The 14,369-nt window shown below is 57.2% G+C and carries 11 protein-coding genes and 1 pseudogene; 10 read left to right on the forward strand and 2 right to left on the reverse strand.

Annotation, left to right across the window (positions count from 1 at the left end):
• Positions 1-272: 272 nt before the first annotated feature.
• The 4 genes from JHD67_RS14215 (at position 273) to JHD67_RS14230 (ending at position 3,140) form a co-directional block, all read left to right on the forward strand.
• A complete protein-coding gene (locus tag JHD67_RS14215) occupies positions 273-1,553 on the forward strand; it encodes a hypothetical protein (protein ID WP_199099890.1) in 1,281 nt (426 codons plus the stop codon).
• 384 nt (positions 1,554-1,937) lie between these two features.
• A complete protein-coding gene (locus tag JHD67_RS14220) occupies positions 1,938-2,300 on the forward strand; it encodes a hypothetical protein (RefSeq protein WP_199099891.1) in 363 nt (120 codons plus the stop codon).
• A 74-nt stretch (positions 2,301-2,374) separates the two neighbouring features.
• Entirely contained in the window at positions 2,375-2,575 is a 201-nt protein-coding gene (locus tag JHD67_RS22370) for an antitoxin VbhA family protein (RefSeq protein ID WP_343214373.1), read from the forward strand.
• Between the two features lie 337 nt (positions 2,576-2,912).
• A complete protein-coding gene (locus tag JHD67_RS14230) occupies positions 2,913-3,140 on the forward strand; it encodes a hypothetical protein (RefSeq protein ID WP_199099892.1) in 228 nt (75 codons plus the stop codon).
• Positions 3,141-3,704: 564 nt separating this feature from the next.
• On the opposite strand, the gene JHD67_RS14235 is transcribed toward JHD67_RS14230, so the two are convergent.
• Entirely contained in the window at positions 3,705-4,550 is an 846-nt protein-coding gene (locus tag JHD67_RS14235) for a hypothetical protein (protein ID WP_199099893.1), read from the reverse strand.
• 1,899 nt (positions 4,551-6,449) lie between these two features.
• Here JHD67_RS14235 and JHD67_RS14240 point away from each other — a divergent pair.
• The 6 genes from JHD67_RS14240 (at position 6,450) to JHD67_RS14265 (ending at position 14,195) form a co-directional block, all read left to right on the forward strand.
• Positions 6,450-6,641 carry a ribbon-helix-helix protein, CopG family gene (locus JHD67_RS14240; RefSeq protein ID WP_199099894.1) on the forward strand — a complete coding sequence of 64 codons (192 nt, stop codon included), beginning with the start codon at positions 6,450-6,452 and terminating at the stop codon, positions 6,639-6,641.
• 72 nt (positions 6,642-6,713) lie between these two features.
• Positions 6,714-8,219 (forward strand): DNA cytosine methyltransferase, encoded by a 1,506-nt coding sequence (locus JHD67_RS14245; protein ID WP_199099895.1) that lies wholly within the window; start codon positions 6,714-6,716, stop codon positions 8,217-8,219.
• Positions 8,185-9,861 (forward strand): hypothetical protein, encoded by a 1,677-nt coding sequence (locus JHD67_RS14250; RefSeq protein WP_199099896.1) that lies wholly within the window; start codon positions 8,185-8,187, stop codon positions 9,859-9,861. Before JHD67_RS14245 ends, JHD67_RS14250 begins: the two co-directional genes overlap by 35 nt.
• 3 nt (positions 9,862-9,864) lie before the next feature.
• Positions 9,865-11,526, forward strand: coding sequence for a DUF2357 domain-containing protein (locus JHD67_RS14255; protein WP_343214374.1), 1,662 nt, complete (start codon positions 9,865-9,867; stop codon positions 11,524-11,526).
• Positions 11,527-12,033: a very short patch repair endonuclease gene (locus JHD67_RS14260; RefSeq protein ID WP_199099897.1), complete on the forward strand. Its 507-nt coding sequence runs from the start codon at positions 11,527-11,529 to the stop codon at positions 12,031-12,033.
• The gene (locus JHD67_RS14265) at positions 12,030-14,195 is read left to right on the forward strand and encodes a phage infection protein (RefSeq protein ID WP_199099898.1); all 2,166 of its coding nucleotides are present in this window, start codon (positions 12,030-12,032) and stop codon (positions 14,193-14,195) included. Before JHD67_RS14260 ends, JHD67_RS14265 begins: the two co-directional genes overlap by 4 nt.
• 87 nt (positions 14,196-14,282) lie before the next feature.
• On the opposite strand, the pseudogene JHD67_RS14270 reads toward JHD67_RS14265, so the two are convergent.
• A pseudogene (locus JHD67_RS14270) lies at positions 14,283-14,369 on the reverse strand (IS3 family transposase); the annotation flags it as partial.

Genomic DNA, 14,369 nt, shown 5'->3' on the forward strand with positions numbered 1-14,369 from the left:
GTGAGGGGCGACTTTTCGTTCGATATACGAAGTCCGTCTATCTCGATTACCTGGCGAAGGTGACCTTTGCATCGACGGAGTTTCCTGGACCATTTGTTCACTGGGGGATCTACTGCCTGAATCACACCATCGAGGTAGCATCCATGGCCGCGCCAAGGATCTCAATTTCAGTTCGTCGCTAAGCGTTGCGACACCGTTGGCGTCAGCAGTACGCGCATGTATAACCGGACCCATGAATCCGTACATTCAATAGTTAGCGCTAAGGAGACAGTGTGCAGCTATCCATCACTGAAACAGAGCTCGCCAGAAGAATCGCCTGGGCGCTCAGTGCGACATTTGATGTTGCCGAAGACGGTAGCTATGTGCTCAGCCATTCTCGGCTCGGATTGTCAATGTCTTCAGCCGAGGACGCTCTGGGAGCCACATTGGGGGAGCTGGCTCATTACTCGATAGCTGACGAAACTGCACTTATCTCTGATACAAGCTACGAGATCTTGGTGCAGGAAGAGTCGCCTTCTCATTTCCGGCGCTTCCGGGAAGATCGTCTTTGTGTGACAGAGCAAGATGATGGATTGGAGTACGAGCTTTCGCCAGCCTCAGACGCCTATCTCGCTTGGCTGCTTTCGACTGTTCAAACTCAGAGAGAAATGCGCGATCTTGGTTTCAGTTTCATGTCGAACATGCGGCTAGAACGTCTCCGCTCAGAGATGGAGTCGGCCAATCCATTTCAAGCTTTGAGAACACTCTCTGTACACCGGTTTCTCACGCTCAAGATTCGGTCACGAACAAAAACGACCCCTAGGCGCTTCCAGATCCTTGGATCGTCATTCCTGTTCCATATCGCTTTCAATCTCGACATTGCGCTCGTTCCGGTTCGATTCCTTGAGGAAATTTCAAGCCGCGGCAGAATCAACCGCATGCGCCGATCAAGAATCGAAGAGCTTGACCCACCGCGTAGAACGTATAACGAAGATCTGGTCGCGCACTATGTCTTGGCGGTTTCAACAGATAGCCCATCTGTTCAGTTTTTGTCTTACTACCATGTCCTGGAGCACTTCTTCGAGTCTATTTTCAACGATGAGTTGGTTGAAAAGATCAAAACGCTGATGACTCATCCCGCGTTTTCATACCGTCGAAAGAAAGACCTAGTATCTTTAATTGATCAGATCAAGCGCTCTCTCCAAATAAGGAGCGAAACAATTACGTTCAGCGAATCAGAGGCTCTTCGACTGACGCTTGCAAAGCACGTTGACACTGCAGAACTAACGAGCAAGATAAATGAGTACTCACCCACGCTCCTGGAGTACTACAGGTCGACCGAGGTGCCGTTTTCGAAAGCTCCGACTGTCGATTTGACGTCTCGCGACCAGCAAACGCTGATAAAACAATTAGCTCGTAGAATTTACGCCACTAGAAACGCACTCGTTCACAGCAAGGATGGAGACAAGCAACGCTACACTCCCTTCAAGGATGAACGCGCGCTTCTCAGCGAGGTACCTCTCCTGCGCTTTATATCCGAGCAAGTTATTGTCGGCACATCCGCGCAGCCTTAGCGCCAACAATTCATTCAAGCCGATGTCGCTTCTCGGTGCGGTTTAAATTGGGTTTTGGCTGCCCGCTCCTGGCCCAGAGCGGCCAGTCGACTCGCACCGCTGACGAGCTTTGCCGGTTCCGCGGGTGGTGGTCAGGCTCCGCGGCAGGAATAGGCAAAGCGATCAGGCTCCGCGGCAGGAATAGGCAAAGCGATTTCGATGATCGCAGTGTGGTCGCGGGCGGTGGTCAATTTCGCTGGCAAAGCTGGTCAAATGATGTGGCGAAGGTGGGCAGGTGGTTGGCGTTTAGCAGCACCCTCACTCTCGTGATCGGGATCATGAGTCGCGTAGCACTAGACTTCCGGATGGCAGTTGCTGACGCCACGAAACAATGAGGAAATCATCGTGTTCGACCGTGTCCTCACCATGACCGTGTCTCCCCGTAGCGCCTCGCGAGCACGCTTCATTGCTGCGTCCAACGGCGAAAGACAATGTGATTACGTGGTCTTCAAGGAGGCCGGCGAGTTGGCAAGGCTCCTTACCGAGAGCCGCGTCCGCATACTCGAGTCTATGGCAGGCAAGGGAACGCTGAGCATTCGCCAGGTAGCCCGGCTGGTGGGCCGTAACCCGTGGGCCGTCTGCGGCGACGTCCGCGTGCTCGTCGGCGCCGGCGTACTTACTCAGAACGAAAATGGCGCCGAGTTGGCCTATGGCGCCATCCACGTCGACTTCTTCATTGACCCCAGGCCGCAACCCGCTATTGGCTAACTGGCACACAGGGTCGGTGCGCTCGTTGCCACATCATTCCTCCCGCACTTGTCACGTTTGCATAGGAGATTTTCGTGGACAGGTTACCTACCAACATCACCCCTGAAGCGCGCGCCCGCCGACAGAAGAGCATCCATGGTGCTCGCGCCAACGTAGGTCTCTCAGGCTTCAAGCCCACCGAGGCGACCGAAGCACGCGCTCGCAGTTACATCGAGGGCGAAATTACCCTGCAGGAACTAGTCGACCCGCGTCACGAAAGCGGTGGCAAGCCTTGAGCGCTGGCGCCATCGGTGAAGCGCGAGGATGCGAATCACTGAGCCGCCTTTTTTGCGGAGTCCGCAAATTTCGCCGCAGGGATCGCTCGCTATCCACTTCTAGGTCGTAGCACAGACCGTGCTACAGCCCCTCTTATTTGTGGCACAGCTTGATTGGCGTCATGACGCTGTTTGATAGGAAGATATGTGTGAAGCGTGGCACACCCCTTTATGTTCCACTATCAGCTGTGTGGTCCGAAATGTGGGCACCCAGTAGCGAATCGCGAACGACTGATCCAACCAATGATCGAGGCCCGCGGACTAACCATAATCAGGGGCCCAGCCACAGGAGCACGACATGGAGCGCTATTTGAACCTCGGCCGCGACTCGAACGTGATGGCTTACGAATTGGGCGTCGGCTCAATCACGGTTCAGTTCAACGACGGATCTGTTTATCTCTACACCAACCAGAGCGCCGGGCAGGACAATCTCGCCGAACTGCAACGTCTCGCGAAGATCGGCCAAGGCCTAAATAGCTACATCAATCGGTACGTTCGCAAACGGTATGCGAAAAAGATCCGCTAGGCCGGTACGGTGCCATGGCTTAGCCCTCATAAACAGAGCGGAGCAGCGCGCCTGACTCCGCACTAGCCGGCTCAACCCCTCACTTGTGCTTGAAGGGCTCTAAATGAAGCCAAGAAGAGCCGTATCCACTTTGGCGAGTGATTACTCGCCGAGGCAGAACCCAGTGCCAACTGGTCGGGTGATGAGCCTTCAGAACACTTCCTTTGCCTACTCATCGATGACGATTGGTGCCTGATCGGTAGGCATGTGTCGCCCCTCGTTTTTGCGGAGTCCGCAAATTTCGACCGGCGCTGAAGCATCGGTACGGCCAACTTTTTTGCGAAGTCTGCAAATTTCAAGCGAGGGAAGCTCCAGCCATGCCGCCTTCAAGACCTCTTGGCTGTCGTACAAACTGTCGTACAGTCGGCGAACCCTGTACGACAACCCGATTGGCTTCATAGCGCCATCTGCGCGGCCTATCTGCGCGGAGTGTCGTACACCCCTTTATGTTCCACTATGCAGATGCTGTGTACTCCCGCATGCGGTAGGTGTCACCCAATCACTTCCTAGCTCAGCGCCTCGCCACTAGTCTGCAGTGATGCCTGGGGCTGAGATGCGGAGCAGCGCCGCGGTTTCCCTCAGAAGCGCCCGGGTATGCTCAGTAGGAGCCCTCCTCTCACCACGCCTGCGCAGGTCCGCTAGCCTCGCGGCCTCTCTCGCTGCAGATGATGCCCTTTCTCCGGCTACGCGAACGCCGAGGCGAGGGACAAACTCGCCAGCCCGGGCCTTTCTGGCGATGCCACTGGCGTACTCGATAGGGGATCCGGTGATGCGACCGGGGATAGCCATCGCTCCCGCAAGTTCGTCTACGACTGCCTGTGCATCCATTGGATCCAGGTCGTGAAGCACATCCCAGATCGCACAACGCTCTTCACTTGTCAGCGACCTGGGATAAATGACCGGTCCCTCCGGATTGCTCGCGTCAGTACTAGTAGTAGTTCTTAAAGATGTTCTTTCTGTATTGGTATTTCTTAGGGTCGGGATCCCCGGATCCGGCTCAACCGTGCGGGGTTCACCCGTGACCGGGTTTCCCGTTGACGGTGGAAGGGTAGTGTCACCAGCTGTGTTGAAGGCGCTGTCATCGATGGTCCATATGGTGGTTCCAAACCTTCCTTCCGATCCCCTGGACTGCTCAATGGTCACGTACCCGGCGCGCTGCAACTCACGGATGGCGGACATCGTGGCGTCGCGGCCGTCGAGCTTCTGCGTTGACAGCCTCGATATGTGCAGCTTGTAGGTATCCGAGAGGGAAAGGAGGTAGACGAGCAGGCCAGTAGCTTTCCAGCTCAGGCGGGAATCCCGGATGAGGTCGTTGTCCAGTGTGGTGAAGTGGCGCCTGTGGCGGCGTCGCAGAACGACAATGTCACTCATTGCGCTTACCTAGCCAGTCGCTCGACGCAGTGGCCGTGCTCATCAAACTGCTTGCTCACTAAGAAGCCGGGATACATCGATCGTCCTGAACAGGACTCGCCGCCCGTAGCGAACGCGCGCGCGACGCAGCCTCTGTGAGAACTCCGAGTCCCGACCGAGGGATACCCTCAGTCCAGCCTCGCTTCGACAGAACACCTTTGCCACCGCTGCAAGTGTCATGCATGGGCCGTGCGTACTGATAAGTAGCTCTTCGGTTGTCATTGCTATCAGTCCATGTGGAGGAGTGATTGCAGGCTACGGATATGAACACCTAGGATAGGAAAATCTTCGGAACAAATAGGTTGACAGTCGGATGGCCACGCGCGGGGAGAAGTTCGCCATGCGTGCTGGGCTGCTCACTCCCCTCAAGGGATGTGACCCCCAGCTGGCACTTGCCGTTAGTGCATTCCGCGAGGCGCTTTCGCCTTCCCACAGCCTGACGTCAAGGCGATATTCGATCCGAGGTCTTTTCCGGCGTCATCTCGACGAACCTTTCGAGCGCACTCTGAAATTGGTTGGTCGTTGGCCTGACTTGCGGAGACTTCTGCCGGACCGTCTTTCAGATTTGCTCGGGGAAGGTCCGATCAATCACCCTTGGCATCCGTCTGGCAAAAAGCCAGGAAATCCACTTGCGGCACCAGACTCGTCAAGCAGAGCTGAAGCTTGGTCTCCAGTCAGAACGGTGAGTGTGCTTCCCAGCGGGACACCTGTGCTGAAGGGCGCACCCCAACCCAAATGGAATGCAAAGGTCGATTGGCACGTAGCGCGGCTCGCCGTCTGGGATGAGAACTTCAGACAAGTCGTTAGGGGCGTCGATGAAAGAACAAGGGCTGGTGAAGTCCCGAGCAGCGTATCAAAACGTATTTGCGGTTCACTGGATACGGTCCGGCGCATCCTCGATGTCGTACGCTGCCTGCGGCCTCGACGGGGGCTCCACGTGGACTTTGGCTCGGTAGCTGATGAACGGCAACAAAGGCCATCAGAGACTTTCTGTGAGCTTTGCTGGAGATTGTCTGCGCGCGCAAAGGCACTACAGGAGCTTGGCTGGCCATGGCCTGTACCTGCGCGCGTTGCGCGAACTAGTAATCGCTTTTGCGCCGAGCACAACCCAAGTGATAGCGAATCCCGTTACCGCGCGGATCTGTATTACAAGGAAGCATTTCATAGAGAGCTTGCGTCGCTGGAACGCGGGGCTCGGTCCCAGCTCTGGCTCAGCTTCCCCACACCTCACGGCGGGGATGAGCAGGAGATACGGAAGACAGCCTACGACGCGGTGCATTCCGGACTCGTGCGCGTCCGCTCCACGAAGTCCCGACACGGATCATTGAAAGAGTCGATTTTCGATCTCTGGAAGAAGGGGCTGCCGCAGGGAGCCATCGCCACGGCGCTTGGAGTCAGCCGGCAAGCAGTGTCGAAGACGTTGAAGGACCTTCGCTCTTTAGTAGAGGCGCAGAGCCGGGAAGCACAAGTCAGCCCAGTAACAGGGGAACCACTAATCAAAGACTCTGCATTAAATACGATTCGCGCCCTTCATCAAAGAGGAAGAGGTGTTGCGGAGATAGCGCGCGAAGTCGGCTACTTGAAGCATACGGTCCGCACTGCTTTGAGGCGATCTGGCTGCAAGTAAGTGTGCCGTCTACCATCGCCTTACTACAGAACTTCTTGCCACTGTCACATCGAAGCACACTGGGCTGTCGTCGACGGGATACTGGACGGTCTATTACTGGTATCCCATCCGTCGAAGAGGTTGGCGCCTATGAGCTTCAAGCAGTCGAGCCAGGGGATTACCAAGACCTGCAGCGTGGCGGAGTGGTGCATGGTGGTGTAAAATGGTGCATCTTTCGGCTTGGGGCGAAATCTATGTCAGTCACAGCAAAACGATCCCCTGCGTTAAAGGAAGCTACTCGCGCATCCGTGACTTTCCCCAGCGATCTCTATACGGAGATTGAGCGCATCGCCGAAGAGAAAAAAGTGTCCGTTGCCTGGGTTGTCCGCGACGCCGTCGAAAAGTATGTCGAGGCTCAGCACCCGCTTTTTCCCCGCCAACAGTGAAGGCGGCACCATGCAGAACCTCAAGAAATCCCGCCCAATGACCAGCCAACCAGTCCGATCAGGTGCCGCCCTGTGAGCAAGACCGCACAGTCCATTCGCCAAAAGATCGCCCGCCTTCAGGCGGGCGGCAAGCCCCGAGTGCTTGATCTGTTCGCCGGCTGCGGCGGGATCTCTCTAGGGTTCTCGGCTGCCGGCTTTGGTATCGCGGGCGCCGTTGAGTTCGATCCGGAGGCAGCAGCCTCCCATGGCCGCAACTTTCACGGTGGTGATGCGGCGCACTCACAAGCCCGCGATATCACGAAGACCAGCCCAGATCAGCTCGCGAAAGACCTGCGAGCAGGCCCGACGGCTGAGGCCTTCGATGTACTCGTCGGCGGCCCGCCATGCCAAGCCTTCGCCCGCGTCGGCCGACCCAAGCTGCGCGAGGTAGACAATCACGCTGAAGCATTCAAGCACGACCCGCGCGCTCAGCTCTATATCGATTACCTTCGCTACGTAGAAGCCTTCGCGCCGTTGGCTGTCCTGGTCGAGAACGTCCCCGACGTGCTGAACCACGGCGGCCAGAACATTGCGGAAGAGATCGCCGAAGTTCTAGAAAGCAAGGGCTATATCTGTCGCTACACGTTGCTCAATGCAGCTTTTTACGGCGTACCACAGATGCGCGAGCGCATGATCCTGATCGCCTACCGGCGCGAGATTGCCGACGCAGTCACGTTCCCGGAACCGACGCACTTCATCGACCTGCCGCCAGGCTATGAAGGCACGCGCTCGGTCGCGCTCAAATTCCTGGATAGCGCGATCACCGACGACGCGCACCACTACGTCCATGCGCCTAAGGCGGCTCGCTCGTTGCCGCCAGCCGTCACGGCCGAGGATGCCCTTGGTGACCTGCCAGCGATCGACGCACGTAAGCTGCTCAAGAGCGGTGCCCTGCGGCGTGGCGCGCGTCGCTTCGATAATCCGATGCCCTATGACAAGCAGCCGCACACGTCCTATGCGAGGCTGATGCGGACTTGGCCGGGCTTCGAAGCACCCGCGGCGCTGACCGATCATGTCATCCGCTATTTACCGCGCGACTATCCAGTGTTCGCGCGCATGAACCCGGGCGACCAGTATCCGCAGGCCTATGAGCACGCGATGGAAATGTTCAAGCAGCGCCTTGCACTCCTCGCCAAACAGGGAGTCAAGGTTAAGCCCGGATCGAAGCAGTACGAGGAGATCAAGGCCACGATCGTGCCGCCTTACGACGTGGGCAAATTCCCGAACAAGTGGCGCAAGATGTGGAGCGATCAGCCCGCACGCACGCTCATGGCGCACCTCGGCAAGGACAGCTACAGCCATATTCACTACGATAGCAGGCAGGCCCGTACGATTTCCGTGCGCGAAGCCGCCCGCCTTCACTCGTTCCCTGACGGCTTCCTCTTCTGCGGGACAATGAACCCAGCCTTCCGGCAGATCGGGAATGCTGTCCCGCCGCTGCTGGCCAAGGCGGTCGCGACGCACATGATGAAGACGCTTAAACAATCAGAAAGGGAGACGACGGATGAACCTCGTCGAGCGGCAGCAGCGGTTTATTGAGGCTGCGCAGAAGCATTTCCAGACCTCGAAAGCAGTTCGTCCACGTGAGCTGTTCGGCGTATCAAACAGCGCCAAGATCGTCGAAGGCGGAATACAACTCGGCGTCGTCAATCTCGACAACGTCAAGGAAGACACCGAGGCACTGATCTTCGCTTGCGTCATGCGCTTTCCGCCCGAGGACGAGGTCTACTTCGCGGTCCTCGTACGCAAGGATAAGTCCAACTTCCTTGCGCGGCTGGCCGAAATGAAGAAGCTCGGCGCCGCCGCGAAAGCTGCGGGTTCCGACCCGGCCGATTTGTTGTCTGATGGCGCTGACGAGGATGCATCCGAAGTGCCTGGCGCCACCATTAAGTACAGCTCCCGCAACAACCTTGTCCCGATCTACCTCGCCCGCGACGGGCGCCTCTGGCTTCGCAATGCGAAGTTCTGGGACAGCCTCGCCTTCGATATGTCGCCGTTCGGTCCGGCGACCGAGCCTGACGAGATCGTCGTGGCGCTCTACCCGCCCACCGCCTCAGCCAGGCGCAGCCTGCTGGCACGCGAATTCATTGGCTGGCTTGGTAGCCTCGTCGGCTCGCAGAAGATTCACGAGGTGCCGGTCTGGACCGACACCACCACGCTTAGCCCGTCGATGCGCCGCTTGCCTGCGACCATTCCTGTCGCCGACATCGAGGATGCGGTGAAAGCTCTCGGTGGTCACTATCCGAACGGCGAAGTGCGGCGCTTCCATGCGGCGCTGAACTTCCTGCCACACAAGCACTTCGTGATACTGTCCGGTATCTCTGGCACGGGCAAGACACAGCTGGCGCTGAAGTACGCCAGGGCGGTGCATGGCCTGACCTCAAACGCAGATGAAGATCCGCTGATCTTCGAGTGTCCGGTGCGGCCGGAATGGACGGATCCGACCGGACTCACCGGCTATTTTGATGTGCTCACCAACCGCTACGTGGTGCCGACCTTCCTTGAAGCGGTGCTGGTCGCAACCGCGCACCGCGAGTCGCCGGTCTTCGTCATTCTCGATGAAATGAATTTGGCGCGCGTGGAGTACTACCTGTCCGATGTGCTGTCCTGCATGGAGACTGAGGGGAGGCTGCAGCTTCACTCGAATAGTGTGCCGCTTGAAGGCACAACGGGTGCGAGCATCCGTGCCGAGCTGCCGCTGCCTGCGAATCTATTCATCATCGGCACGATCAACGTCGATGAAACGACAAACCCCGTCAGCGATAAAGTCCTCGACCGCGCGTCGGTGATCGACATGTCCACAGTCGATGTCCCGGGATTCCTCGCATCGCTCGAAGCGCGCCATCCGGAGTTAAAGGATGCGCGCGCGGCATCTGAAGCGAAGCTCACCGAAATCCATGGACTGATGCAGCAGTACGGCCTCGGCTTTGGCTACCGCCTCATCGAAGAATTCGTGCGCTATCACGGCTTCGATGCGGTGCACCTCAAGAGCCTCGCCAACGATGTGACCGACCAGCTGCTCGTGCAGAAGGTGCTGGTCAAGCTCCGCGGTACCGAACGGCAGCGCACGCTGCTGACTGGTCTCGACAAGGCGTGTGACGGTCTGCCTCGCGCACGGGCCTTCGTGCAGAGGCTGCTGGGCGATCTTGACGATTTCGGCTCCTTCCAGGCGATGCGGTAAAACGTGACGACGCTCTACATCCAGGCGGAGGGCGGTGGACCGGCGTGGCGGGTCTGGCCTGTACCGGATGTGGTGCCGCCCGGGGCGGTACGGGAGGGCGCGTCCTACCTCTTTGAGCTGCGCGACAGCGAAAATGCGCTGGACGCAGACCTGCTGATCGACGATATCCCCGTGGAGGCGCTGCGCTCGCGCGAGCCGCGCAACGCCCGCTGGCGCTGGCAGCCTGGTTTTCATGCCGGCGTTGTCGAGGCTGTGCTTCGCGTGCCGGGCATCGGGACGCATAGCTTCGAAGTGACGACCGATCCGGACCTGCGCAAGCTCACGCGCGATGACTTCGACGCGATGGTGCGAGAAGTCCTGGAAGACACGTTTGCCCTCTTCTCGCTGAGCGCATTTCGTAAAGGAATCGCGCGCCAGCGGGGCAATCGCCCACCTCCTTTAGCCCGCCTGGAATTTCTGCGGTCACGAGCCGACGCAATCGTTGCCTCGGTCGAAGCAATTGCCCGCGCGCCGCGACACTATTTGCGCTCCCAACACGTAACGGTACCAGCGCATCGCGCTACACGGGCGACCGGCCCAGAAATCCTCAAATCCTTTCGGTCGGGGTCAATCCGAACCGAGACAGTGACGCCGTCACGCTTGCCGGCAGCGCTCAAAGGTTGTCTGCCGGCGCAGATCACACTTAGGCAGCGACGGAACAGCGTGGACATTCCCGAGCATCGTCAGATCAAAGCCTCCCTGCGATCGTGGGCCGCGTGGCTGGCTGGCATTGCCGAGCTACTGGCCAAGGCCGACGCCAAGGGCGATCCCGAGACTATCACTATGGCTGGAAGCTGGGCCAAACGGGCTCGGCGCATCGCGCGTCAGCTCAACGACGTTTCAACCATCGGTTTCATGACCGAAGTCGGCGAAGGGTCAGCGCTGCTGCGTATGTCCTCGCTATTCCGTAACGATCCGGTCTACCAGCGCTTTTACCGGCTTTGGCAGGATATGAATCTCGGCCTCGCCGCCCTCTTTGGCGATTTCCTGCAAATGCCTCTGGCCCGAACCTACGAGCTGTATGAGCTGTGGTGTTTTCTGCGCCTTTTGCGGGCCGCCACCGAAGAATACGGCACCAAAGACGTGGACCTCAGTAACCTGTTCCTGGAACAGGCCGGCGGCGGCATCACAATTGCGGCTGGAGCTATCAGCGTGCCGATTGGCGGCGACCGCGCTCTGTGCTTCCAGCGGCAATACCGCGAATATTGGGTTGAAGGTAGCCACGAGGGTAGCTTCAGCCGGACGATGATTCCGGATGTCGTGCTGGCGGGTAGGGGACTGGGCGGGCCGGAGCGGCGTGTCATCGTGCTCGATGCGAAGTACCGAATAAATGACGGCCTCAACGATGCACTGAATTCAATCCACACCTACCGGGACGCGCTTGTGAGAGAGGTGGCGAGTGGTGAGATCGAAGGCATAGTTACCGCAGCTTATCTGCTGACGCCATACGTTCCGTTAGGGCTGCAGTCGGACTTCAAGACTACACCGGTGCCCGGCAGGCTCTTTCATCCAGAATATCGCGAGAAGTTCCGCTTCGGCGCGGTGACACTGCGACCAGGCATGTCTGGCGAAGAGCTGAGGAATTGCCTGCGTACTATCGTGGCAGACGGGGGAGCAGGGGTGTGAATGGTGGACGTGTTAACGCCCGAACAGCGCAAACTCAACATGAGTCGCATCAAGGGCAAGAATACTAAGCCTGAGATGCTGATTCGCCGAGGCTTACATGCCCTAGGGCTTCGCTACCATCTGCATGACCACTTGCTTCCGGGTCGACCAGATCTCGTATTTCGAAAGTACCGCACCGTCGTATTCATTCACGGATGCTTTTGGCACGCGCACGGCTGCCTCTTATCTAAGCTTCCCGCTACCCGCCAGGATTTCTGGAAGGCCAAGTTGTCCGCAAACGCGGCTCGCGACCGCAAGGCTGTCGAAGCGCTGCAGTCGAACGGCTGGCGCGTGCTTATCATCTGGGAATGCTCGCTGCGGGGACCTCTGCGTTGGACAGAAGCAGCGCTGCTTGATCGCGTTGCCAACTTTATTCAGTGCTCGGGCTTGCCGTTGCTCGATATCGCAGCGCAGCAAGCCAGCACCGTAATGCTCAGCAAAATTTCGGACGGAGGGAGCCGGACATGAAAACAGTGAGCATTGACCTGGAAAACTGCTACGGGATAAAGAAGCTTCAAGCCAATTTCGACTTTTCCAAGGCCAAAGCCTGTGCAATCTATGCGCCGAATGGCTCTATGAAGTCTTCACTTGCACAGACTTTCCAGGATGTGGCGGAAGGTGCCGCTTCCAAGGATCGCATCTTCCCAGCGCGCGCGTGCAAACGCGAAGTCAAAGACGAGTCCGGCGCAGACCTACCCAAGGAAAGCGTGCTCGTCGTTCGTCCGTATGACGAGATTCTTGGGTACTCCGCGAAGACTTCGACGCTACTGGTTAACCCTGCGCTACGCAAAGAGTACGAAGTCCTCCATGCCGAAATCGACGTGGCAAAGGAGGCTCTAATGAAAGCGCTCAAGGAGCAGTCGGGTTCCAAGAAGGACATCGAAAAGGAATTGTCGACTACCTTCACAGCACGTGATGACAAGTTCTATGTTGCGCTTAACTGCATCAAGGACGAAGTCGTCGCAATGCCAGACTCTCCACTCGCAACAGTTGCATACGATGTAATCTTCGACGACAAGGTGCTCGCGCTTCTTGGCACGGAAGAAGCGAAAACTGCAATTGAGGACTACATCAAGAAGTACAACGAGCTGTTGGCTGCATCGACCTACTTCAAAAAGGGGACATTTAACTACTACAACGCAGCGACAATCTCAAAGCAGCTGGCGGACAATGGATTCTTTGATGCGAAGCACTCCGTCATCCTGAACGCCGATACCAAGTTGGAAATAACCAACCAGCATGAACTCGAAGAGCTTATCGCTAAGGAGAAAGATGCAATCTCCAATGATAAGGAACTGAAGAATAGATTCGCGAAGCTCGACAAGCTCATCAAGAAGAACATCACAGTCCGTGACTTCGAAGCATACTTGCTTAACCATGAAGAGTTGCTTGTCCGACTTGGCAACATACCCACTTTCAAGAAGGACATTTGGAAGTCTTACTTGAAGGCGCGCTTCGAGCAGTTTGAGGATTTGCTTAGCAAGTACCAGGGCGCGCAGGCTAGACGCAAAGAGATCGAGGAACAGGCTGCAAAGGAACGCACACAATGGGAAGAAGTCATCGACATCTTTAACGACCGCTTCTTTGTACCGTTCAAACTGGAGGTAACTAACCGACTGGCGGTGATCCTCGGTCAAGAACCGATGCTAAGCCTCGGCTTTACGTTCGAGGATGCCGGCGATAAAGCGGCTGTTGATCGCAATGCGCTGATGCAGGCTCTTAGCACGGGGGAAAAGAAGGCCTTCTACGTGCTGAACATCCTTTTCGAGATCCAGGTCCGGAAAAAGGAAGAACGGGAAACGCTCATCATCGTCGATGACATTGCGGATTCCTTCGACTACAAGAACAAGTACGCGATCATTCAGTACCTGATGGACATTGCCGAAGATCCGAACTTCAAGCAGATAATCCTCACCCACAACTTCGACTTCTACCGGACTATTCAGAGTCGGTTTGTCCGGTATCCGGACTGTTTCATGGCATCGAAGACCGCAACGGGCTTAGTGCTTGAGCAGGCCGCTGGCATTCAGAATGTTTTCGTCAACGACTTGAAATCAAACTTCGCCATCGAGCCCAAGAAAAAGCTCGCCTGCATCCCTTTCATGCGCAATCTCATTGAGTACACAAAGGATGCCGCCGACCCTGATTTCATCAAGCTAACCTCGCTGCTTCACTGGAAGGCAGGCTCTGATCAAATCACTATTTCCGATCTGGATCAGATCTTCAACCGACTGTTCGGACGGAGTGTTGCCTCCGCCAGCGGCGCAACGCCCGTTATGGACGTAATTTGGCGCGAGGCCGGCAATTGCCTGAAGGCTGCCGAGGGGATCAACTTCGAAAACAAGATCGTCCTCGCCATGTCAATCCGGCTCGCCGCTGAGCGCTTCATGGTCAAGCGAATCAACGATCCTGTCTTCGTCGCTAGTATTGACGCAAACCAGACGCCAAGGCTGCTGAGGAAGTTCCGGGAGCTGTTCGGTACAGAGCTGAAGACGATAGAAGTCCTGCAGCGCGTGGCTCTCATGACCCCGGAGAACATTCACCTGAATTCCTTCATGTACGAGCCAATTCTAGACATGTCCGACGGACATCTGCGGAAGCTCTATAGCGAGGTGGTCACACTAGCCTGATGTCGCCTCTCCTTCGATGTGTAAACGATAATTGGGCATACGGAGGACGGTAATCCCCCCGTTTTCCACGGGGCTCAGAAGTAGAAACTAAGCGGCCATGGCCAGCCGTTGCTTTGGTGTAAATCCGCCCAGGGCCATGTTCGGGCGGTCGTGATTGTACGTCCACATCCAGTC

Origin of the sequence: Dyella sp. ASV21 (genome assembly GCF_016428975.1) — a bacterium.
In the GTDB taxonomy this organism is placed as follows: domain Bacteria; phylum Pseudomonadota; class Gammaproteobacteria; order Xanthomonadales; family Rhodanobacteraceae; genus Dyella.

Excerpts from the sequence above, each read along its gene's own strand:
- JHD67_RS14230 (WP_199099892.1), top strand. The coding sequence starts at position 2,913 with ATGGAGCGCTATTTGAACCTCGGCCGCGACTCGAACGTGATGGCTTAC.
- JHD67_RS14235 (WP_199099893.1), bottom strand. The coding sequence starts at position 4,550 with ATGAGTGACATTGTCGTTCTGCGACGCCGCCACAGGCGCCACTTCACC.
- JHD67_RS14240 (WP_199099894.1), top strand. The coding sequence starts at position 6,450 with ATGTCAGTCACAGCAAAACGATCCCCTGCGTTAAAGGAAGCTACTCGC.
- JHD67_RS14250 (WP_199099896.1), top strand. The coding sequence starts at position 8,185 with ATGAACCTCGTCGAGCGGCAGCAGCGGTTTATTGAGGCTGCGCAGAAG.
- JHD67_RS14260 (WP_199099897.1), top strand. The coding sequence starts at position 11,527 with ATGGTGGACGTGTTAACGCCCGAACAGCGCAAACTCAACATGAGTCGC.
- JHD67_RS14265 (WP_199099898.1), top strand. The coding sequence starts at position 12,030 with ATGAAAACAGTGAGCATTGACCTGGAAAACTGCTACGGGATAAAGAAG.